At 65.1% G+C, this 21,151-nt stretch carries 18 protein-coding genes; 8 read left to right on the top strand and 10 right to left on the bottom strand.

The window, feature by feature from the left end; translation table 11 throughout:
* Positions 1–14 precede the first annotated feature (14 nt).
* A complete protein-coding gene (locus llg_RS20060) occupies positions 15–746 on the bottom strand; it encodes a YdjY domain-containing protein (protein WP_338286809.1) in 732 nt (243 codons plus the stop codon).
* A 340-nt stretch (positions 747–1,086) separates the two neighbouring features.
* A complete protein-coding gene (gene prfA, locus llg_RS20055; RefSeq protein WP_338286808.1) occupies positions 1,087–2,160 on the bottom strand; it encodes a peptide chain release factor 1 in 1,074 nt (357 codons plus the stop codon).
* 149 nt (positions 2,161–2,309) lie between these two features.
* Here prfA and llg_RS20050 point away from each other — a divergent pair, with 149 nt between their 5' ends.
* A complete protein-coding gene (locus tag llg_RS20050; protein WP_338286807.1) occupies positions 2,310–3,821 on the top strand; it encodes a hypothetical protein in 1,512 nt (503 codons plus the stop codon).
* 23 nt (positions 3,822–3,844) lie between these two features.
* Here the strand turns inward: llg_RS20050 and llg_RS20045 are convergent, their stop codons facing one another.
* Together llg_RS20045 and rpsP are read right to left on the bottom strand one after the other, a co-directional pair.
* Positions 3,845–4,474 (bottom strand): aquaporin, encoded by a 630-nt coding sequence (locus llg_RS20045; protein ID WP_338286806.1) that lies wholly within the window; start codon positions 4,472–4,474, stop codon positions 3,845–3,847.
* A 102-nt stretch (positions 4,475–4,576) separates the two neighbouring features.
* Positions 4,577–4,828, bottom strand: coding sequence for a 30S ribosomal protein S16 (rpsP, locus tag llg_RS20040; protein ID WP_338286805.1), 252 nt, complete (start codon positions 4,826–4,828; stop codon positions 4,577–4,579).
* Positions 4,829–4,980: 152 nt separating this feature from the next.
* On the opposite strand from rpsP, the gene llg_RS20035 reads away from it, so the two are divergent.
* Positions 4,981–5,334 carry a cupin domain-containing protein gene (locus tag llg_RS20035; RefSeq protein ID WP_338286804.1) on the top strand — a complete coding sequence of 118 codons (354 nt, stop codon included), beginning with the start codon at positions 4,981–4,983 and terminating at the stop codon, positions 5,332–5,334.
* An 11-nt stretch (positions 5,335–5,345) separates the two neighbouring features.
* Here llg_RS20035 and llg_RS20030 read toward each other — a convergent pair whose 3' ends face one another.
* The 4 genes from llg_RS20030 to llg_RS20015 form a co-directional block, all read right to left on the bottom strand.
* Positions 5,346–5,567, bottom strand: a complete 222-nt coding sequence (locus tag llg_RS20030) for a PIN domain-containing protein (protein ID WP_338286803.1) — start codon at positions 5,565–5,567, stop codon at positions 5,346–5,348.
* A 119-nt stretch (positions 5,568–5,686) separates the two neighbouring features.
* On the bottom strand, positions 5,687–6,373 hold the full coding sequence (locus llg_RS20025; protein ID WP_338286802.1) for a DUF1080 domain-containing protein: 687 nt from the start codon (positions 6,371–6,373) through the stop codon (positions 5,687–5,689).
* 90 nt (positions 6,374–6,463) lie between these two features.
* Positions 6,464–7,528, bottom strand: a complete 1,065-nt coding sequence (locus llg_RS20020; protein ID WP_338286801.1) for an alanine--glyoxylate aminotransferase family protein — start codon at positions 7,526–7,528, stop codon at positions 6,464–6,466.
* A 35-nt stretch (positions 7,529–7,563) separates the two neighbouring features.
* Positions 7,564–10,167: a tetratricopeptide repeat protein gene (locus tag llg_RS20015; protein WP_338286800.1), complete on the bottom strand. Its 2,604-nt coding sequence runs from the start codon at positions 10,165–10,167 to the stop codon at positions 7,564–7,566.
* A gap of 238 nt (positions 10,168–10,405) precedes the next feature.
* Between llg_RS20015 and llg_RS20010 the strand changes: the two genes are divergently transcribed.
* The 6 genes from llg_RS20010 (at position 10,406) to llg_RS19985 (ending at position 18,501) form a co-directional block, all read left to right on the top strand.
* Positions 10,406–11,203 carry a tetratricopeptide repeat protein gene (locus llg_RS20010; RefSeq protein ID WP_338286799.1) on the top strand — a complete coding sequence of 266 codons (798 nt, stop codon included), beginning with the start codon at positions 10,406–10,408 and terminating at the stop codon, positions 11,201–11,203.
* A gap of 55 nt (positions 11,204–11,258) precedes the next feature.
* Entirely contained in the window at positions 11,259–13,397 is a 2,139-nt protein-coding gene (locus llg_RS20005; protein ID WP_338286798.1) for an Ig-like domain-containing protein, read from the top strand.
* Positions 13,398–13,513: 116 nt separating this feature from the next.
* Complete coding sequence (locus llg_RS20000) at positions 13,514–14,695, top strand: imelysin family protein (protein ID WP_338286797.1); 1,182 nt, start codon at positions 13,514–13,516, stop codon at positions 14,693–14,695.
* A gap of 40 nt (positions 14,696–14,735) precedes the next feature.
* Complete coding sequence (locus llg_RS19995) at positions 14,736–16,076, top strand: di-heme oxidoredictase family protein (protein ID WP_338286796.1); 1,341 nt, start codon at positions 14,736–14,738, stop codon at positions 16,074–16,076.
* A gap of 6 nt (positions 16,077–16,082) precedes the next feature.
* Positions 16,083–17,132, top strand: a complete 1,050-nt coding sequence (locus tag llg_RS19990; RefSeq protein ID WP_338286795.1) for an imelysin family protein — start codon at positions 16,083–16,085, stop codon at positions 17,130–17,132.
* Positions 17,122–18,501, top strand: a complete 1,380-nt coding sequence (locus tag llg_RS19985) for an HTTM domain-containing protein (protein ID WP_338286794.1) — start codon at positions 17,122–17,124, stop codon at positions 18,499–18,501. Before llg_RS19990 ends, llg_RS19985 begins: the two co-directional genes overlap by 11 nt.
* On the opposite strand, the gene llg_RS19980 is transcribed toward llg_RS19985, so the two are convergent.
* Both llg_RS19980 and llg_RS19975 read right to left on the bottom strand, forming a co-directional pair.
* Positions 18,435–19,352, bottom strand: coding sequence for a hypothetical protein (locus llg_RS19980; protein WP_338286793.1), 918 nt, complete (start codon positions 19,350–19,352; stop codon positions 18,435–18,437). The two genes, llg_RS19985 and llg_RS19980, sit on opposite strands and share 67 nt — an antisense overlap.
* 73 nt (positions 19,353–19,425) lie before the next feature.
* Positions 19,426–20,811: a sigma-54 dependent transcriptional regulator gene (locus tag llg_RS19975; protein WP_338286792.1), complete on the bottom strand. Its 1,386-nt coding sequence runs from the start codon at positions 20,809–20,811 to the stop codon at positions 19,426–19,428.
* Positions 20,812–21,151: the final 340 nt, after the last annotated feature.

Raw genomic sequence — 21,151 nt, 5'->3', positions numbered from 1 at the left:
GGGGAAAGGGAGCCTCACTCGGCCTTGGCCGGGGCGGGGGAAATGCGGATCGTGACCGGCAGGCCCGCGGGCGGCAGGGCGGCCGCATGCGGGACGTGAAGGTCATCATCCTCGCGGTCGGTGCGGGGGTTCCCGACCAGGGCCGCGGGGTCCGAAATCAAGGCGATGAGCGAGCCATCCCGCTCCGCGCCGAATCCATCCTCATCCAAGGTGGAGCCTTGGAACGACCAGGCTCCCTTCGGAAGCGTGGTGCCCGATTTGGCCTGCGGGCTGTCCTTGGTCAGTTCCACCATGTCCTCCAGCGGCACCCGTCGCTTGGGGCCGTTGCTTTCCCATTCCACTTCGATCATGACCGGCACCGGCTGGCCTTTCCCTGGTTGAGGGGAGAGCCCCAGCAACAACGCCGCCGTCTGGATGTGGAGCGGTGAGGCTTCGGTGGTGAACAAGGTTTCGTGCACCTTGCCCTTGGTCGTCACAAGCACGTACTCGATCAATCCCTCCCGCATCTTGATCTTCGCGGGTACGGTGAGCGTGCGGGTGGCGCGATCGCCCTGGACCAGACCGATCTTGAACGTGGTCTCGCCGGTCTTTTCGATCTGGCGGTCGGCGGCTTCCTTGTCCGCGGGAGGCTGGGCTTGCTTGGCGTGTTGCCCTGGCTGGGCTGGCACGAACTTGCCGGATGATTGGATCGCTCCTTGGTCCGGGGCCGGTGGCGTTTGAGCACCGCTGGCGCCGGTCAGGGCCAACGCAAAGGCGCACCACAACGCGATGGATTCCTCCCGGTGGAGGATCTTTCGTGATGGCTGGGACGGTCTGTCAGCAACGCGGAAAACGCCAATCATGAGGCAGCAACAAGTGAGCAATGAACAAAACGATCAGTGTCCTTTTCTCAAAATGAAGGGCTTGTGGGGAAGGAAAAACATGAGCGCCGGAAATCCGACACGATGCTGCCGACCATTTTGGCAAGGCCGGGAGCCTTGGTGCCATGGGCAATTCCGGTCAAAATGGGCGGACGCGGACGGACGCCGCTGGTTCGGTCGCTGAACCAGCCTTTCGGGAAAACCACCCGTTTATGGGCGACCTGGCTTACAATCCGGCCTCCGCGAGCTTTTCCGCCATCTCGGTCTTCTGGAGTTCGTGGGTGAACTCGAAGAAGTCGCCGTCGAGGATGCCGGTCAGGTTGTGCGAGGTGTAGCCGATGCGGTGATCGGTCACGCGTGACTGCGGGAAGTTGTAGGTGCGGATTTTCTCCGAGCGGTCGCCGGAGCCGATCAGCGAACGGCGGTGCGCGGAGTGGGCGTCCTGTTGCTCCCGCAGCTTCATTTCATAAAGCTTGGTGCGCAGGATCTGGAGCCCCTTTTCCTTGTTCTGGATCTGGGAGCGGCCGTCCTCGCAGCGCACCATGAGGCCGGTCGGAAGGTGGAAAATTTGCACCGCGGACTCGGTGCGGTTCACGTGCTGGCCGCCCGCGCCGCCTGCTCGGCAGACCTCGATGCGGAGGTCGTCCTGCTTGATTTCGACGTCGACTTCCTCCGCCTCCGGCATCACGGCCACGGTGACGGTGGAGGTGTGGATGCGGCCTTGTGCTTCGGTGGCGGGCACGCGCTGCACGCGGTGGACGCCGGACTCGTACTTGAGGAAGCGGAAGACCTCTTCGCCGGTGATCTTGAGGATCACTTCCTTGAAGCCGCCGACTTCCGACGGGCTGCTTTCCAGGTGCTCCGCCTTCCAGCCGCGCAGTTCGGCGTGGCGCTGGTACATGCGCATCAGTTCGGCTGCGAACAGCGAGGCCTCGTCGCCACCGGCCCCGGCGCGGATTTCGAGCATCGCGTCGCGGTCCTCGTTCGGATCGGCGGGTAGCAGGGCGTATTGCAGATCCTCGGCGAGACGGGCGCTTTCCTTCTGAAGCGCGGGAATTTCCTCCGCGGCCATGGCGGAGAGATCCGGGTCATCGGTTTTCGCCAGCTCCTCGTTGTCGGCGAGCTGGCGCTTCACATCCTCGTGGCGTTCCCACAGGTCCAGCGTCTGGCACAGCTTGCGGTGCTCGCGCAGGAGTTCGGTGGCGAGCTTTGGATTCGAGAAAAGATCGGGATTGCCCACGGCGGCATCGACTTCCTCGAAGCGCAGGCGGCGTTTGGCGATGAGAGCGGAGTAATCCATGAAAAGCGGACCCGGTGGCGGGCGGAGGATGAACCGCGAATGGACGCGAATCCACGCCAATGGAAGCCGGGAACGCGAAAAATTACAGCCCCATCGCGCCTTCATCGATTTTCATGGAAGATCTTACGCCCCCCAGCATCTTCCATGATATGGCGGAACCGGATTGGACACGACGCGGGTTTCTATCGACGACCACGCAAGGAGCCCTGCTCGGCGCGGGGAGTCTCGGATTCCTGTCCAAGCTGCCGCTGGTGTCCGCGGCGGAGGCGAGGGTGGATCCGGGCATGGTGCGTTTCCTGCCGGAAATCGAGCCGCTGGTCCGGCTGCTGGAAGACACCCCGCGGGAGCGGTTGCTGGAGGAGGTGGGAGGAAAGATCAAGGGTGGCACCACGCACCGGGAAATCCTCGCCGCCCTGCTATTGGCGGGCATTCGGAACATCCAGCCGCGGCCGGTGGGCTTCAAATTCCACGCCGTGCTGGTGGTGAACTCCGCCCATCTGGCCAGCCAGAATTCGCCGCCGGAAGACCGTTGGCTGCCGCTTTTCTGGGCGCTGGATCAATTCAAGTCGTCCCAGGAAAAGGACCGGCAGGAGGGTGACTGGACGATGGAAGCGGTGAAAGAGGCCGAGGTGCCCTCCGCCGAACGGGCCGTGGACTTGTTCCGGAAGGGGATGGACGCGTGGGATGGATCGATCGCGGATGGCGCGGCGGCCGGGGTGGCACGGAACGTGGGGACCCAGGCGGCCTTCGATCTGTTCTGCCGCTACGGCGCGCGAGATTACCGGGACATCGGCCACAAGGCGATCTACGTCTCGAACAGTTGGCGGCTGCTGGAAACGATCGGCTGGCAACACGCCGAGCCGGTGCTGCGTTCGCTGGCGTATGCGATGCTGGAGTTCAATGGTGCGAATCCGTCGACCAAGGACGCGTTGGCGGATCGACCGGGGAGGAAGAACGAAGAGCGGCTGAAAGAGCTGCGCGCGACCTGGAACAGCGGCGAGAACCGCGCCGATGCCGTGGGGGAGATGATGAAGGTGTTGCGTGCCGGGACGTGGGACGATGCCTCTGCCAAAGTGGTGGCCTTGATCAATGGCGGATGCAGTCCGCAGCCGGTGTGGGATGGCATGTTCCAATTCGCGGGCGAACTGCTGATGCGCTCGCCTGGGATCATCACCCTGCATGCCTCCACCACCACCAACGCGCTGCACTACGCCTTCCAGCACGCGCAGGACGACGCCACGCGGCGTTTCCTGATGCTCCAGAACGCGTCGTTCCTCACTCTGTTCCGCGACGACGCGGAGGTGAAGGGCGGGGTGGAGATCGACACCTTCGAGGCGCTGCCGGCGAAATCGAAAGGGGAGGAAGCCGTGGCGGAAATCTTCGCCGGGCTGGCGGAGGATCGCCTGACCGCCGCCCGTCGGACCTTGGGTTTCCTCAATGCGGGTGGCGATCCGAAGCTCTTCACGAACGCGGCCCAGCGCCTGATCTATTTGAAGGGAACCGATTCCCACGATTACAAATACAGCAGCGCCATCATCGAGGACTTCAGCACCCTTTCGCCGGCATTCCGGAACCGCTTCCTCGCCGCCAGCACGCATTGGCTGAAAGGTTCCAGCGTCGCGGACAGCCCGCTGGTTGCCAGGAGCCGGGCGGCGTTGTGAGGAGCGCGAAGCCCTGTTTCGCGCTACCGATCCTCCGGATGCGTCGTCTTGAACGCATACGCCGCCCCCACCGCTCCGAGCACCTGAGGCAGGAAGTGCAGCCAGCAATCGGCGACCTTCAGTTTCCCGATCACCAGAAGCAGGGTGCTGACCGCGGGGTTGAACGCGCCGAGGGAAATGCCGCCGACCGTGATCGCTCCGGCGAGCACCGTGAAACCGATCGCGAGGCCGTAGTTCGAATTGCCGGAGGTGGCCTTGGCGGTGGCGGTATTCAGGACCACCCATGCGAGGGCGAAAGTGAACAGCAGTTCCGCGATCAGCACCGGGGCGACATGCGGGAAGACCTTCGGCTCCACTGCCTGTCCCGGCACCAAGGCCTTGGCGACAAACACGGCGACCACCGCCGCCACCAGTTGGATGCCCACGTAGGAGATCAGATCCTGCAGGGAACTGCGGCCCCGCAGGTAAACCGCGAGCGATACCGCGGGATTGTAGTGAGCCCCTGAAACGTGCCCGCCGGCATAGATCATCACCATCAGCACCGCGCCGATGGCGAAGGCCGCGTGGGGCGTGCCGGTCCCGAGGACGGCCGCGGTGGCGACCGTGAGAGTCAGAAAAAACGTACCGATGAATTCAACCAGAAGCTTTTTCATGCATCCCGATGTTAGATCGGCGGAAATGCACAATGCAAGCTCGTGGAAACAAAACGACCGCGGTCCCTGAGGAGCGCGGTCGATTCGGAAAAAATGTCCGGCTTACTTGGAAGCAGCGGTGCGGGACTTGCGGATGATGCTGGCCACGGTTTCGGAAGCCTGCGCACCCACGGAGAGCCACTTGTCGACCTTCTCCAGGTCGATTTCGTAGTTGGCACCTTCCTTGAGCGGGTCGTAGGTGCCGACCTGCTCGATGTAACGACCGTCACGGCGCTTGCGGCTGTCCACAGCGACGATCTTGTAATACGGGCGGTCTTTGGTGCCTTGGCGATTGAGTCGGAGAGCTACGGCCATGTCAGTGGGTCGTTCGGAAGAATGCCCGGTGACGGGCGGGCGCGGAAATTGCACCCTCACCCCCGGCTTGCCAAGCAGAAACTGCCGGTATCTGACGTTTTTGTGAATAACTTGCTTCCGCAGGCTCGGATCGTGGGCTGGAATCCGGCCCCATGGAAGTCCGATCCCACGCCAGCCAGGTTCCTTTCACCACCAAGGATGGCTCCACCATCCGCAGCCTGCTGGACCGGGCCAATGCCCCGGTGGCGAACCAGAGCCTGGCGGAAGCCACCATTCCGGCGGGCGGAGCGACCGAGCGCCACTACCACCGCGCCAGCGAGGAGTTCTACTACCTGCTGGAAGGGCGGGGAACCATGGAGATCGATGGCGAATCCCGCGAGGTGGTCCCCGGGGACGCGATCCTGATCCCGGCCGGGGCCTGGCACCAGATCACCGCCATTGAGCCGCTCCGCTTCCTCTGCTGCTGTGCGCCGCCCTACGCGCACGAGGACACGTTTTTCGAGTGAAATACGCGCAGTCACCAGGGTGGCGTCACGATGGTGAGGCCGGGGATGCAATCGAAATGCTTGTCCCGGGTCATCACCGCCGCACCGGCCCGTTTCGCGCAGCAGGCGATGATGAGATCGGTGAGCGGAATAATGGTTCCCTTGCGACCGAGTTTCCACGCCATTTCGGCGACTTCATCCCATAGCGCCGGTGGCGTGCCGATGTTCGAGGTTATCTCGAAATAGGCTGCCATGCGGGCATGGGCCTTCAGACCTCGATGGGGTATGGCAAGGTCTCAGCTTGGTGAAAACAAAAGCCCCCGATCCTTGCGGAGCGGGGGCCTTGAGATCGATGAGGCGGGGTGGGGAACGCTTACTTCAGCTCCTTGATCCGCAGGCTGCGGAAGGAAACGGAATCGCCGTGCTCCTGGAGGCAGAGGTGGCCCTTGGTTTCCTTGTTGAAGGCGGGCCAGGTGGCGAACTTCGATTTTGCGAGCAGCGCCTTGCCCTCGTCGGTGGCCATGTCGATGTCCGCGCTGGTATTGCCGTTGATGGTGAGGGTGACCTTGGTGCCGACGATTTTGATCGAGCCGTCGTTCCATTCCCCGGCGGGCTTGGCCCACTCCTTCTTGCCGGGGATAATGTCGTAGAAGTTGCCGGCGATGTTGCCCTTCTTGAGCTCATGCTCGTAACCGGTGCCGAGGGAATCGAGGATCTGGTATTCCGGGCCGGTCTCGTAGGGTTGGCCCTTGGCTTCCGAGACGTGCCACATGATGCCGGAGTTGCCGTTGGCGGCGATCTTGAACTGGAAGCGGAACTCGAAGTTCTCGAACTGGTCCTTGCTGATCAGGTTGCCGCTGCCCTTGACCAGGGAGATGGCGCCGTCGGTGACGGTGGTCTTGTCGGAGGGCTTGTCCTGCTTGTAGTTGCGCCAGCCTTCGGTGGTCTTGCCGTCGAAGAGCAGCTTGAAGCCGTCCGCCTTTTCCGCGGGGGTGAGCTGGTTGGGTTCTCCGGCGAACGCGGGCAGGGCGAGGGCAAGGAACAGAGTGATGTTTTTCATGGTCTGCGATGAGGTGGGTTTGTTGGGTAAAACAAACGCGCGGAACCAAACGGTTCCGCGCGCATGCAATCTTTCAACTGTTACCCGGGATCAGCCGAGAACGTCGTCCATGGCGTCGATCAGCTCCTGCATGGTCTCCTTGGTCTCGTTGCCCATGTTGGAGATGCGGAAGGTGAGGCCCTTGATCTTGCCGTAGCCGCCGTTGATCACGAAACCGTGCTTCGACTTCAGGTTCTTGATGAAGGCGGACTGGTCGAAGCCCTCAGGCGTGTGGAAGCAGGAGAGCGTCACGGAGCGGTTGCCCTCGGGGGCGAAGTTCTTGAAGCCGTGGCGTTCGGCCCAGTCAGCGATCAGCTTGTTGTTCGCCTCGTGGCGGGCGATGCGGTTGGCGAAACCTTCGGCCTTGATGTTGGCGAGGATCTGCTGGAGGCCGAAAAGCAGGGAAATGGCCGGGGTGGACGGGGTGTTGTTCGCCTCGGCGTTCTTCGCGAACTCGAGGAAGTCGAAGTAGTAACCGCGGTTCGGCTGGGCCTTGGCGCGGGCCATGGCGGCTTCGGAAACGGCGAACACGGCGAGACCCGGCGGCAGCGCCAGCGCCTTCTGGACACCGGCGAGGGTGACGTCGAGGCCCAGTTCATCCGCATTGATCGGGGTGCCGGAGAGCGAGGACACGGTGTCCACGATCAGAAGAACGTCCTCGAAGGACTTCACCACCTTCGCGATCGCCGGGAGATCGTTCATCACGCCGGTGGAGGTCTCGTTGTGGATGAGGGTCACGGTGTCGAAGCCGCCTTCGGCGAGCTTGGCGCGGACGGTCTCCGGGTCGATGGCTTCACCCCACTCGACCTGGATCTTGTCGGCTTCGAAACCGCACTTCTTCGCCACGTCGAACCACTTGTCCGAGAACGCACCGCAGCAAAGGGTGAGGACCTTCTTGCGGACCAGGTTGCGTAGCGAGGCCTCCATCACGCCCCAGGCGGAGGAGGTGGAAAGGAACACCGGGCGCTTCGTGCCCATGATCTCCTGCAGGCCGGGCTGCAGCGACGCGTAGAGCGCTTCGAACTCGGAGCCGCGGTGGCCGATCATCGGCTGGCTCATGGCGGCGTAGGTTTCCGGGGAAACGTCGATCGGTCCGGGGATGAACAATTTTGGCATGGATGAGGCTTGGTTATACGGTGAGGAAGGGGAAATCAGTCTTCGTAGATCATTTGTTCCATCCGGATGGTTTTCGCCCGCTCGGCGGCTTCGGCGGAGCGGGGACCATTGAAGGAAGCGATCTTGCTGGCGATCTTCATCGCGGAGCGCCACTTGCCGGCATCCTCCAGGAGCTTCAGGGCGCGGAAGCCGCAGTTCTCGAACCACTTCCACTCGGCGGGGGCGTGGTCGTCAGCGGCCTGCAACACGGCCACGTAGCACTCCAGCGCGCTGCCGGCGCGGGTGGTGCCTTCCGGGCCGGGGAGACGTTCGAGGGTCATGCCGCGCTGGTATTGCAGGCGGTTGATTAGCGCGGGCTGGTTCTTGGCCTCGGCGAGGAGCTGGTCGTAGACGGTCAGCGCGGTGGCGAGCGAGGCGGGTTTCTCCACGCCTTGGGCGTAGAGGGCGTCGCCCAGCAGCAGCCCGGCGGGAATCCGCAGCGGATCGCCGGGCTTCATCGAGTTGAACCACGGCTGGAGTTCCGCGATCGCGACATCCAGGCGGGACAGGTCGTTGAGCAGGCTGGCGCGTTCGAGGCGGGCGAGAGGTGTCAGCGCGTCGTTGCGGGCGATCAGCTTCGCATACAGGGCCAGGCTCTCCTCGCGGGATTGGTCGGTCGCGCCGAGGGCGGCGGAGCGGGCGGCGAGCATCAGGGCGGCGGGAGCGATCGGCGAATTCGGGGCCGAGGCCGCCATCTTCTCCAGCGTCAGCCGCGCGTTGTGGTAATCCTCGTTGCGGAACAGGTTACGGCCGAGGATGAGCGTGGCCTCCGGGCCCTTGCCGCTGTCGGAGAAGGAATTCAGATACTGGCGGGCCACGTGGATGGCATCCGCCGGGGATTCCGCCTGATCGGCGATTTCCAGACGCAGCCATGCAAGGCGTTCCGGGGGCACGCTCTTCGAGAGCGCGGGATCGGCTTCGATCATGCCGACCTGGGCCTTGGAAAACGCGGAATCCGGCGGATGCATGCGCAGCGCCGCGATCGCCGCGGAGAGCCGGGCTTCCCCCGCGCGCGGGTGGTCCGGGTGGGCGGACAGGAATTGCTGGAGAGCCTCGCAGCTCTTTTCCGGGGAGGGATCGGAGAGCGCGCGCTCCAGGTCGAGATCCGCGCGGATGCGGGCATCGCGCTCGGGACTGTCGCTGCGCGGAAACGCGGCCAGCGAGCCGTTCTGGAGCCGGGTCAGCGCGGAGTTCAGCGCGGCGGTGTCGCCCGCACGGTTCGGCAGCAGGGCGGCGGCTTGGTCGAAAAGGGCGGTCGCGGCTTCCGGGTGGTCTTGATCGTATTCGGCCCGCGCGGCTGTGAAGGCAGCCTCGCCCTTGAGCAGGGGGGAATTGGCCGTTTGAAGCACGGCATTGAGCGCGGCGAAGGCGGCTTCCGGCTGCTTGTCCTCCAAGCGCCAGCGACCGATCTCCAGCAGCGCCTTCGGCACCAGGAAATGCCGCGGATACTCGTAGCGGAGCCGCGACATCAGGAAATCGGCTTCGTGGGCGCTATCCACCGTGCCTTGGCGGCGGAGGCCGATGGCGCGGGTGAACAGCGAAAACGCGGCGAGGTCGTTCGTGGCCGTCTGGGTGGTTTTTTCCGGGGCGACCGGCCAAGCGTCCGCCGCTCCCGAGGTGTCCTTGGCCGGGTCTTTCTCGACGCTGGCCGCGATCACGCCCTGAAACGCCGCCGGTTTCGGGGGAATCCAGAGCTTCAGACGTTCCAGCACCGGGTCGGCGGGAATCGGATGCTCCGGCAGCCATTGCAGGATCCGCTTGAAAATGACGTCCAGCATCGGCGCGTCCTTCTGTTTCTGGATCTCGTCCAGCAACAGCAGGGCACCGGCTTCCGGCCCATCGGAGGCTGCGGTGGCGTCCGCCAAGCCAATGACCGCGGCATAATAGCGGGAGCGGGAACGGGTTTCGGCCTGTTCCTTGAGCGCAGTGAACGCGGCAGTCGCCTCGTCGGTCCGGCCCTCGGCCAGCAGCAGGGTGGCATCGAGGAAGGCCTGCTCGGCCAAATCCGCGCCCTCCAGCGTTTTGGCCGGGGGCAGCAGCTTGCGGGCTTCCGCGAACTTGCCGCGGTCGATGAGGATGGCGGCCTGGCGGAGTTTCACCATCCGCGTCAGCTTCGCATCCCCGGCCTTGGCCAGGAGATCGAGGGTGGCGGAGGCTCCGTCCTGGTCGCCCAGGGAAAGCTGGAGATTGGCGCGGGTGAGGAGCGCTTGGTTGCGGAAGGCGGCCTTTGGATTGGCTTCCGCCGGGGCGAGGGTCTCCACGGCTTCGCGGTAACGACCGAGACCGGCCAAGGCCTGGGCCTTCCAGAAATAGGTTTCCGCGTCGCTCGCGAATGCCGGGTCGGACAATTTCGTCAGCGCTTGGGCCGGGCGGTCGCCGCGGATCCAGGCTTCGAGGCGCTTGAACTCGATCTGGTGGCGGTCCGCGGGAGTGAGGTCGCGGGTTTGCAGCGCTTCTTCGAAGCGGGTGTCGGCCACCTCCCAGAGCTCGGCATCGAGCGCCTCCAAGCCCTGTCGCCACGGCTGGAGGTCACGCAGGGCCGGTGCCCCCGCCAGTGGCAAGGTCAGCAGGAGGGCGAGGACGGACGTGCGGACGGTCATGAAGACGGCGCGAAACTAGGCCCGGTTTGGACCCCACGGAAGTCGAAAAGCGGCGATCTGCCCATCGGAACCCCCCGTTGTCGCAAGGCGGGGGATGGCCTGGGGGCTAGGGAAGGGGGATCAGGTGACGATTCTCTAACAGAGTAAAATTAGCCTTACCAAACTTTTGGGCGGATACGCTGGTGCCATCTCAGGACTTCTCATGGCACCCCGTAACATCACCCGATCCAAAATTCTTTTGCCGCTCCTGCTGGTTCTGGGCGGCTCGATATTTCCCCTCCACGGCCACGGGGATCTGGATGTGGAGATCGCGGCGCTGACGCGGGAGATCGACGCGGAGCCGACGGCGGAGCGTTTCCTGAAGCGCGGGGAACTGCGGCGGGAGCACGGGGAATTCGAGGCCGCGATGGAGGATTACACGGAGGCCACGGCGCTCGATTCCAAGCTCGATCTGGTCCTGTATTGTCGCGGCCGGGCTCTTTTCGAGTCCGGAAAACCGGAGCAGGCCCGGCAGTCGCTCGACCGGTTTCTGGAACGGAAGGCGGCCTCCTCCGAGGGGTACCTGACCCGGGCGCGAGTGCTCGCCGCCCTGAAGGATTATAAGGCGGCCGCCGAGGACTACACTCGCTCCATCGGCTGCACCAAGGACCCGCGTCCGGATCATTTCCTCGAGCGGGCGGAGGTGTTGGTCAATGCGGGGGAACTCGACTCCGCCGTCCGGGGGCTGGACGAGGGCATGGCCAGCCTCGGAGCCGTCCCGACGCTTCAGTCCGCCACGATCGGGATCGAGGTGCAACTGGCGCGCTTCGATGCCGCGCTGGCGAGGATCGACCGGCTCGTGGCTGCGGCGGAGCGGAAGGAATCATGGCTGATCCTGCGCGCCGAGGTGCTCGCCAAGGCGGGGCGACCGGACGACGCCCGCCGTTCCTATCAGGACGCCCTGTCCGCCATCGAGGCGCTGCCGCCGCGCCTCCGCACTCTCCCAGCCACCGTGGAGCTTGAGACCAAAGCCCGCACAGGGGTGACCGCCAGGTGATCCGGCTGAAACGATCTCCCCCTGACCCACAGCAACCAAAGAAAACAAACCATCCATGAATCCCAAACTGAAAACAGCCTTCGTGTTCACGACGGCGGTTGCGCTGACAACGGCAGCGCAGGCGCAGACGGTGACCCGCGGGCCGTACCTCCAGAACGGCAGCACTACCGCCACCTCCGTCCGCTGGCGCACCAGCACGGCGACGGACAGCGTGGTCCGCTACGGCCTTTCGGCCGGTTCGCTGACCCAGACCGCCTCCAATGCCACCAGCTCCACGGAGCATGAGATCCGTCTCACCGGCCTGACCCCGAACACCACCTATTATTACTCGGTGGGCAGCAGCAGCGCCACGCTTGCCAGCGGTTCCGATTACTTCGTCGTCACGGCTCCCACCGGGGCCAAGCCGACCCGCGTGTGGGTGCTGGGCGATGCCTGCACCGGCAGCAGCGTCCAGACCTCGGTGCGCGATGCCTACTACACCTTCACCGGCACCCGCCACACCGACCTGTGGATGATGCTCGGGGACAATGCCTACAGCTCCGGCACCGATGCCGAATACCAGAGCAAGTTGTTCGCCATCTACCCGACCATGCTCCGCAAGTCGGTGATGTGGCCGACGATCGGCAACCACGACGCCGTGGGCGCGGACTCCGCCACCCAGAGCGGTCCGTACTACGACAACTTCACGATGCCGAAGGCCGGTGAGGCCGGTGGTGTCGCGTCCGGCACGGAAGCCTACTATTCCTACGACTACGGCAACATCCACTTCATCTGCCTGGATTCCGCCGAAACCAGCCGCTCCTCCACCGGTGCGATGGCCAACTGGCTGCGCAGCGACCTCGGCTCCACCACCAAGGACTGGGTCGTGGCCTTCTGGCACCACCCGCCCTACACCAAGGGTTCGCATGATTCGGACACCGAGTCGAATCTGGTCGAGATGCGCCAGAACATCCTGCCGATCCTCGAGCAGTATGGCGTGGACCTCGTTCTCGGCGGCCACAGCCACAGCTACGAGCGCTCGTTCTTCATCGACGGCCACTACGGCACCTCCAGCACCTTCACCAGCAGCATGAAGGTGCAGGCGGGTGGCGGCCAGGGCGCCGGTGCCTACACGAAGACCGCGGTGGGTCCGATCCCGCACTCCGGCGCGGTGTACGCGGTGCCGGGTGCCTCCGGCCAGACCAGCGGCGGCACGCTCAACCACGCGGCGATGTTCATCTCGCTGAACGTGGCGGGCTCGATGGTGCTGGATGTCGATGGCGGTCGCCTCGACGCCACCTACCTCGACAGCGCGGGTGCGGTGCGTGACACCTTCTCGATCGTCAAGGGCGGTGCTCCGGGCAACCAGTTGCCGACGGTGAGCATCACCAGCCCGGCGAACGGCGCGTCCTTCACCCAGCCCGCCAACATCACCGTCGACGCCACCGCGTCCGACAGCGATGGCACGGTGAGCAAGGTGGATTTCTACGCCAACGGCAGCCTGATCGGCACCGACACCACCAGCCCTTACAGCGTGACCTGGAGCAGCGCTCCGGTCGGCACCCACAGCCTCACCGCCGTGGCGACCGACAACGCCAATGGCACCAAGACCTCCACCGCTGTTTCCGTGACGGTGACCGGCACCGGCGGCCCCACCACCGTGTCCTTCCAGGACGGCGTGAGCAGCTACACCGGCACCCGTGACACGAAGATCAAGAGCGACGCGGCCACGACCAACTTCGGGACCAACACCACGCTCGAGATCGATGGCAGCCCGGACTACGCCGGCCTGGTGTCGTGGGATCTCACCTCGATCCCGGCTGGCAAGACGGTGACGGCCGTGACCGTCACCTTCAACGTGACCGACCCGGGTGCCAGCGCCTACGAGCTGTATGCCCTGAAGCGCGCCTGGTCCGAGACCACCGCCACCTGGAACATTGCGAGCACCGGCGTGAACTGGCAGACCGCCGGTGCCAACGGTGCCAACGACCGTGAGACCACGGTGCTCGGCAGCCTCGCCGGAACCGCCAACGGCCTGAAGACGATCACGCTCAACGCGAGCGGCATCGCCAAGGTCCAGTCGTGGATCAACACCCCGTCCAGTAACTACGGTTTCGTGATCCTCGATTACGCGAACACGGACGGCCTCGACCTGAACACCCGCGAGATCGGCACGGTGGCCAGCCGTCCGAAAATCACGGTGACCTACCAGTGAAACCCGGTGGGAAAGACCCGCGGGTTTTCCCCTGACCCCAGGTGATTGAACGGCGGGCGGATGCTTCAGGAAAGCGTCCGCCCGCTCCATCGTTCCAAACCCGGCTTTGTTTTCGCATGCATCCCTTCCGATTCATCCTTCCGCTGCTCTGTCTTTTCCCGGTTTCCGTCCAGGCCCTCGACGAAGGTCAGCCTGCCGCCACGAAGTCCGCGAGGTTGAAGACCGAGGTCGTGCGGCACTACGCCGCGCTCGCGGGGGCGACCTGCCGCGACGCGCTCCAGGCCGCCGAGGCCCTTCAATCTGCCATCGACGCGTTCCTCGATGCGCCCTCGGACGCCACGCTCTCGAAGGCGCGGGCCGCGTGGCTCGACGCGCGCAAGCCGTATCTACACTCCGAAGCTTTCCGCTTCTACGAGGGCCCGATCGACCAGCTCGAAGGGCGGATCAACGGCTGGCCGGTTGATGAGAACTACATCGACTACGTGGAAGGGGATGCCCATGCCGGCATCATCAATCATCCGGAGCTTTATCCGGAACTTTCGAAGGAAACGATCGCCGACCTCAATGAGAAGGACGGCGAGAAAAGCATCAGCACCGGCTACCACGCCATCGAGTTCCTGCTGTGGGGGCAGGACCTCGATCCGAAAGGGCCGGGCAAGCGCTCGTTCCAGGATTACCTGACGGGGCCCGGGGCGACAGCACCGCATCCCGAACGCCGCCGGGAGTATCTCCGCCTGATCACCGGGATGCTGGTGGAGGACTTGAAAACGGTGGAGAACCAGTGGGCGGACCATCGCCCGGACAACTACCGCGCGTGGTTCGAGGCCTCCGCCACCCACCAATCGCTCCGCAAGATCCTGCACGGCATCGCGGCTCTCGGCGGAACCGAATTGGCCGGTGAACGGCTCACCGTCGCCTACGAAACCAAGGAGCAGGAGGACGAGCATTCCTGTTTCAGCGACAACACCTGCACGGACGTGGTCGAGGACGCGCTCGGCATCCGCAATGCCTACACCGGCGACTACACCTGCCTTGATGGCACCCGGCTCCAAGGGCCTGGCATCGCGGATCTTTTGAAGGAGACCGATCCCGCGCTGGCCGATGAGCTCGGCAAACAAATCGACGCTTCGGTGGAAAACGCCCGCTCCATTCCCTCGCCATTTGACCAAGCGTTTCTCGGCGCGGACACGGCTCCCGGCCGCATCGCGATCCATCGCACGATCCGCTCGCTGCAATCGCAAACCGAAACGATGGCGAAGGTCGCCTCGCTGCTCGGCGTGCGGGATGAAACCCAATGAGATGATGCGCCGGGAAACACATCGGGGCATGCATGGGCTGATGGCTGTGTGCCTCGTCCTCGCGTTGACGGGAAAGATGTCCGCCAGTCCGGCGGGCGGGGCCACCACGGTGGAGGATGTCAGCCGCGATGCCTTCACCAAGCCGCTGGCAAACCTGGAAGGGGAGCGCCGCTCCGCGTTCTTTGTCGGCAATTCGTTCTTCAATCAGAACTGGGTGGCGGCACCCGCGTCCACCACGGCGCGCGATGGTCTCGGCCCGTTGTTCAACACCCGCTCGTGCTCGACCTGCCATTTCAAGGATGGCCGCGGCGCGTCGCCGGAAGAGGGCCGGCCATTCACCACCGCCTTGTTGCGGATCAGCATTCCGGGCAGCGATCCGCACGGCGGGCCGTTGCCCGATCCGATCTACGGCGGCCAGATCCAAGGCCAGGCCTTGCCCGGCGTGCCGGCGGAAGCGGAGGTGAAGGTGAGCTATGAAACGATCTCCGGGACTTACTCGGATGGAGAAGCCTACACGTTGAGAAAGCCGGTGTATCGAATGGAACATCCCGGCTACGGCGCGCCTTCGCCGCGACTGTTGATGTCGGCGCGGGTGGCTCCCGCGATGATCGGGCTCGGGCTGTTGGAGGCGGTGCCGGAGAAAGCGCTGCTCGATCGGGTGGATCCCGACGACCGCGATCACGATGGGATCTCCGGCCGGGTCAACCGCGTGTGGGACGTGGGTGCGAAGGCGATGGCGGTCGGGCGCTTCGGGTGGAAATCGGAGCAACCATCGATCTCCCAGCAGGTCGCGGCCGCGTTCCAAGGGGACATGAGTTTGACCACCGCCTTGTTTCCCGATGAGAACTTCACACCGGGGCAGGAACCCTGCGCGTCGTTGCCGAACGGCGGTTCGCCCGAGGTTGGGGGGAAGGTGTTCGACAGCGTGGTCTATTACAGCCGCACGCTGGCCGTGCCCGCCGCGCGTGGTTCCGGCGATGCGGAGGTGCGGCGGGGCAGGGAGGTGTTTAATGAACTCCGGTGTGCCGCCTGCCATGTGCCCGAGTTGACGACCGGCGAGTGGCGCGAGTTTCCCGAGCTGTCCGGCCAAACGATCCATCCCTACACCGACCTGCTGCTCCACGATCTCGGCGAGGAACTGGACGATGGTCGTCCGGTGTTCGACGCCTCCGGCCGCGAGTGGCGGACGCCGCCGCTGTGGGGCCTCGGGCTGGTGCCGAAGGTGAACGGGCACAACACGCTGCTGCACGATGGCCGGGCCCGTGGCGTGGCCGAGGCGATCCTCTGGCACGGTGGCGAGGCCGGGCCGTCCCGTGACCAATTCCGCTCCCTGCCCAAAGCCGACCGCGAGGCTCTGGTGCGCTTCATTGAATCCCTCTGAGTTGCCATGAAACTCCCATTCGTTTTTCTAACCGTTCTGTGCGCCATCGTTTTGCCGCGTGAAGCGGATGCCGCCGAGACCGCCGTCCACGCACCCAAGACCGCGAAGGACCAGATGCTCCACACCCTCGTCGAGACGGCGATCGCGCCGGGCTACGCGAAACTCGCGGAGGCTTGCGGGCTTCTGGAAAAGGAGACCCGCCGGTTCGAGGAGCAGCCGGACCTGCCGGGCTTGGAACGCGCGCGGGATTGCTGGCGGAAGGCGGCCGAGGCGGCCCAGGAAATCGACTGCTGCCGCGTGGGCCCGATCCTCGAAGGGGACCTGGCCGCGACTTTCTTCTTCCTCCCGACCCGGCCCGGCAGCGTGGAAAAGGCGATCCTCGCGATGAAGCAGGACGACGTCGATCTGTCATCGTTCGGGGCGGCGGCGAAGGGTTTGTATGCGATCGAGTATCTGCTTTTTCCCAAGGATGTGGATGCGGCGGCGACCTTGGCTCTTTTCGAGGAGAGCAAGCGGCGGCACTACCTTCACGCCATCGCCGCGGAGGCGGCGGAGCGTTCGGGGCGATTGGCCCGGAGCTGGCAGGAATCTTACAGTCCGGCGGCGACGGCCTTTCTCAACGGTGGCCAGGATAGCCTCAACGCGCTGGTGAACCGGATGGTGATGACAGCGGAGGCCGCTTCGGTGACTCGCTTGTCCACCATGCTCAATCCGCCGGAGCGGGCGACGCGTGACAAGGTGCCGGGAGCCGCCAGCGGGCATTCCCATGTTCTGTTGCAAGCGGTGGTGCGAGGGCTGCGCCGTGTTCATGAAGCGGGAATGGGAGCCCATGTGAAGAAGTTCAATCCGGAGCTGGCCGCGCGGCTGGACCAACGCTTCCAAGAGACGATCGCCGCGCTTTCGAAGCTGGAGAAGCCGCTGGAATCGCAGGGGCCGGACACATCCGCACTGATGGAAAGCACCCGCCAGTGCAACCAGCTCGCGGTGCTGCTCAAGGTCGATCTCGCGAGCTCGCTGGGCGTGACGCTCACCTTCATTTCCACCGATGGCGATTGAGCGACCGGCGACTGTGCCGGGGATCGCGATTCATTCGCTTGCGGTCTTCCGCATCCTGTTCGGCATGCTGATGGCGGCGGCGATGGTGCGCTTCCTGGCGCATGGCTGGGTCGACGAGTTGTTCCTAAAACCCGGCTATCATTTTCCGTATCCCGGCCTGGAATGGATCCGGCCGTGGCCCGCCGTCTGGATGCACGTCCATGTCATGCTGGTGGCCGTGTGCGCGGTGGGTATGGCGCTTGGCTTCCGATATCGGCTGTGCGCGGTGCTGTTCTTCGCGGGCTTCACCTACCTCGAGCTGATCGACCGCACGGCGTATCTGAACCACTACTATCTCGTCAGCCTGGTGTCGGGCCTGCTGGTGTTCATGCCAGCCCACTGGGCATGGTCGGTGGATGCCCGGCGGCGTTCGGGGCTGCGGGTGGAGACGATCCCGGCGTGGACGGTGGGGCTGCTGCGGTTCCAATTCGCCATCGTGTATGTCTTCGCCGGCATCGCGAAACTGAATGGCGATTGGTTGCTGGCCGCGCAGCCGCTGCGGATCTGGCTGGCGGCGCGCTCGGACCTGCCGCTGGTGGGCCCATGGCTGGAGAAGCCGTGGGTGGCGATGGCCGCGGCGTGGACCGGGGCGGTTTACGATCTAACGATTCCGTTCCTGCTGATGATGCGACGCACGCGGTCTTGCGCCTTCGGCGCGGTGATCGCGTTCCATGTCGCCACCGGTGTTCTGTTTCCCTCGATCGGGATGTTCCCCTGGATCATGATCGCAGGAAGCACGTTGTTCTTTCCGCCGGACTGGCCGATGCGGGTTTGGAAAAGGAGCGGGCCGGTGGTGCAGGCGGTGGTTCCGCCTATGCCACGGTGGGGACGATGGCTGATCGGCGTTTACCTAGCCTGGCAGATCGCGGTGCCGATGAGGGGGCTTTTCATGGATGGGCCCAGCGCTTGGAGTGGCAATGGCTTCAACTGGGCATGGAAGGTGATGATCGTGGAGAAAGCGGGCAGTGTGTCCTTCATCGCCCGTGATCCTTTCGACGGCCGCCGGTGGCAGATCGACGTGAGGGACTATCTCACGCCGCGGCAGGTCACGCTGATGGCGCAGGACCCGCACCTGGTTCGGGACTTCGCCCGGTTCCTTGGCGGCGAACTGCGCCGACTGCATGGACGCGAGGTGGAGGTTCATGCCGAGGCCTATGCCTCGCTCAATGGCCGGCCGAGCCAGCCGATCATCGATCCGGCGGTGAATCTCGCCGGGGAGCCGGTGGAGCATTGGATCGTGCCGATGCTGCCGGACACCCGCGCTCAATCCACGGGCAGCATCGTCAGCCAGTGGGTGCGCTCTTGGCTGTCCTCCAGCGAGAGAAGGTAAGCCTTGGCTTCGTGGGGGGACTGCCGGATCCACTCGCCGAGGAGGCCCTGGAGGGCGGAATTCCGGTCCGGCCCGACGGGTTGGGCCCGGGCCCACTGGATCGCCGCCGGGGCGTCCTTGAGCATCCATTTTCCTGCCACCTCCTGCAGCGCGAGATTCCGGCAGAGCGGGTCTTCCAAGCCTTGGGCGCGCGCTGCGGCGGCGGTCGGGTTGCTGGCCGCCCACTCCCGAAACACGGCGGCGTAGGCGCGCTCCCGCGGTTGGGCATCGAGTTCGTCGCTCGCCGTCCAAGGGCCGAATGCCGCCAAAATGCCGAGATCCCCATCGTAGCCCGGCAGCTCTCCGGCCAGCGCGAGGGCGTCCTCGGGATGCTCGGAGGCCAGGCTCGAAACCACGAGCGGCACCAGTTGCGTCCGCAGTGCCCCGGTCGGAACATTGTCCAGCCAACCGCGGGCTTCGGTCTCCCTGCGGTCCAGCCAACCGGCGAAAAGCTCCGCGGCCAATCCCGGGTCGCCGTGCAACTCCGGGTGGTCCCGGGTGAAGGCGATGGCGGCTTCCGGATCGAGTTCCGCCAGGCGGCGCAGCAGGTCGATGACCGAGTCGTTGCGGATTTGGCCGCGGGCGACGGGGGCGGCGGCGTCCAATTGGCCGCGGATCTCCGCGATCTTTTCCGATGCGGATGGGCCCACAGGGCGACGATTGCCCGGCTCCGAGGCCCGGCTCAATGACGCGACGGCGGTCTTCGAACCCGAGGGGGTGTCGGAGGCGACATGCCACAGCGCAATGCCAGCCACGGTGAAAAGCCCGCCCGCTAGCAGCCACCGGGTCCGCTGGAATCCGCTCCGCCGCATGGCGAAACGTTAGACGGACAGGCCGCGCGGTCGAGCGGGATGCCCGCCGTGCGGCTGACAGAATCGTCAGAAATCAATCCTTGGTCGCGAGCAGGGTCCGCAGCTCCTGGGCAGTCACACCGAGCTCGATGGAGGCCTCCTTGAGGTCGCCATTGGAACGCTCCAGCACCCGGGTGGCCACCTCGCGGCTGACCCACTCGATCAGGTTCGTCCCGGTCGGGGCGGCATTGAGCAGGCGGTCCATCGCGTCGGACACCGTGTTCCGCATCGCGGACGGGGCCGCGGCCAGCGGGATGTCCGCGGGCAGCAGGATCGTGGAGGAAGCGAGGGCGCAGGCGCGGGCGATGGTGTTTTCCAGCTCGCGGACGTTGCCTGGCCAGTTGTGGAGTTGGAGGGCGGCCACCGCCTCGCCGGTGAGGCGGATGCGGGCCATGCCGTTCTTGCGGGTGATCTTCTGGAGGAAGAACTCCGCCAGCAGCGGGATGTCCTCGCGGCGGTCCCGCAGCGGCGGGATGCGCAGCTCGACCACGTTCAGGCGGTAGTAAAGGTCCTCGCGGAAACGGCCCGCCGCCACTTCGGCGACGAGGTCCTTGTGCGTGGCGGCCACCACGCGGACGTCGCTCTTGAGCGTCTCGTTCGAGCCCACGCGGGAGAACGTCCCGTCCTGGAGCACGCGCAGCAGCTTCACCTGGATGGAAAGCGGCATGTCGCCGATTTCATCGAGGAAAAGGGTGCCGCCATCGGCCTGTTCGAACCGGCCCTCGCGCTTCGCGATCGCGCCAGTGAACGAGCCCTTTTCGTGGCCGAAAAGCTCGCTCTCCAGCAGGTTCTCCGGGATCGCGCCGCAATTGATCGTGATCAGCTCCTTCTGGCGGCGAGGACTGTATTCGTGGATCGCTTTCGCGACCAGCTCCTTGCCGGTGCCGCTTTCGCCGGAAATCAATACGGGCGCGTCCGAGCGGGCGACGCGGCCCACCATCTTGAACACGTCCTGCAGGGCGCGGGACACGCCGATGATCTTCACGCGGCCGTCCACCGTCGGCACGTCCGCCACCGGTTCCTCGGCGCTGCGGCGGTCCTCCAGCGTCTGGAGCGCGGATTCCACCACCGGGCGCAGCTCGAAGGGCAGGGCCTCCTTGCGCAGCACGTCGTGCGCCCCGCGCTGGGTCGCCTCGATCACCTGGCCGGTGGTCGGGAACCCGGCGGTCAGGATCACCAGCGTCTGCGGGCTCTGCTGGCGGATCTGCGTCAGCAGCTCCAGGCCATCGAACGGTTCCAGCGAAATCGCCGCGATCACCACGTCCACCTGGGTCTTTTCGACCACCTTGGCGGCGTTCTGGGCGTTGTCGCAGCGCAGGATGCGCAGGTCGCGTGCGGACAAATGCTTCGTCGCCCAATCCAGGAAATCGTGGTCGGGATCGACAAGCAGAAGGGTTTCCTCCGTGGGGCTATCGGCCATCGTTCGCCGGGGAGTGAAGCAGGCGTGTCGGAGATGACACGCAAAAACGGACGACCCGTCCGAAAGGGGGAGGGGAAGGTGGCTGGTCGGGGCGGGTGGAAACCCATTGGGAGCCAAGGAAATTGGCGGATTCGCGGGGGAAATGGGGAGAGGGTCGGGCGGAAATGGCGGATGAGGATAGGGCTGCCAGCTTTGTTAGAGCGCGGGTGGGCCGGCTGCGGGAGGGGTTCGGGGATTTCGCGCCAGCACGGCATCCTTTCTTCTTCCCCGGTGCGGGGCGTTTGTTAGCGTGCCATCCGCTCCTGCTCGCTGGAAAAGATTCCACCAAAGATCATCCCCA

Source organism: Luteolibacter sp. LG18, assembly GCF_036322585.1.
In the GTDB taxonomy this organism is placed as follows: domain Bacteria; phylum Verrucomicrobiota; class Verrucomicrobiia; order Verrucomicrobiales; family Akkermansiaceae; genus Luteolibacter.
This window is presented reverse-complemented; position numbering and strand designations above follow the sequence as displayed.

Excerpts from the sequence above, each read along its gene's own strand:
- llg_RS19995 (WP_338286796.1), top strand. The coding sequence starts at position 14,736 with ATGGCTGTGTGCCTCGTCCTCGCGTTGACGGGAAAGATGTCCGCCAGT.
- llg_RS20005 (WP_338286798.1), top strand. The coding sequence starts at position 11,259 with ATGAATCCCAAACTGAAAACAGCCTTCGTGTTCACGACGGCGGTTGCG.
- llg_RS20050 (WP_338286807.1), top strand. The coding sequence starts at position 2,310 with ATGGCGGAACCGGATTGGACACGACGCGGGTTTCTATCGACGACCACG.
- prfA (WP_338286808.1), bottom strand. The coding sequence starts at position 2,160 with ATGGATTACTCCGCTCTCATCGCCAAACGCCGCCTGCGCTTCGAGGAA.
- llg_RS19990 (WP_338286795.1), top strand. The coding sequence starts at position 16,083 with ATGAAACTCCCATTCGTTTTTCTAACCGTTCTGTGCGCCATCGTTTTG.
- llg_RS20045 (WP_338286806.1), bottom strand. The coding sequence starts at position 4,474 with ATGAAAAAGCTTCTGGTTGAATTCATCGGTACGTTTTTTCTGACTCTC.
- llg_RS20035 (WP_338286804.1), top strand. The coding sequence starts at position 4,981 with ATGGAAGTCCGATCCCACGCCAGCCAGGTTCCTTTCACCACCAAGGAT.
- llg_RS19985 (WP_338286794.1), top strand. The coding sequence starts at position 17,122 with ATGGCGATTGAGCGACCGGCGACTGTGCCGGGGATCGCGATTCATTCG.
- llg_RS20025 (WP_338286802.1), bottom strand. The coding sequence starts at position 6,373 with ATGAAAAACATCACTCTGTTCCTTGCCCTCGCCCTGCCCGCGTTCGCC.
- llg_RS20020 (WP_338286801.1), bottom strand. The coding sequence starts at position 7,528 with ATGCCAAAATTGTTCATCCCCGGACCGATCGACGTTTCCCCGGAAACC.
- rpsP (WP_338286805.1), bottom strand. The coding sequence starts at position 4,828 with ATGGCCGTAGCTCTCCGACTCAATCGCCAAGGCACCAAAGACCGCCCG.
- llg_RS20015 (WP_338286800.1), bottom strand. The coding sequence starts at position 10,167 with ATGACCGTCCGCACGTCCGTCCTCGCCCTCCTGCTGACCTTGCCACTG.
- llg_RS20030 (WP_338286803.1), bottom strand. The coding sequence starts at position 5,567 with ATGGCAGCCTATTTCGAGATAACCTCGAACATCGGCACGCCACCGGCG.
- llg_RS19975 (WP_338286792.1), bottom strand. The coding sequence starts at position 20,811 with ATGGCCGATAGCCCCACGGAGGAAACCCTTCTGCTTGTCGATCCCGAC.
- llg_RS19980 (WP_338286793.1), bottom strand. The coding sequence starts at position 19,352 with ATGCGGCGGAGCGGATTCCAGCGGACCCGGTGGCTGCTAGCGGGCGGG.
- llg_RS20000 (WP_338286797.1), top strand. The coding sequence starts at position 13,514 with ATGCATCCCTTCCGATTCATCCTTCCGCTGCTCTGTCTTTTCCCGGTT.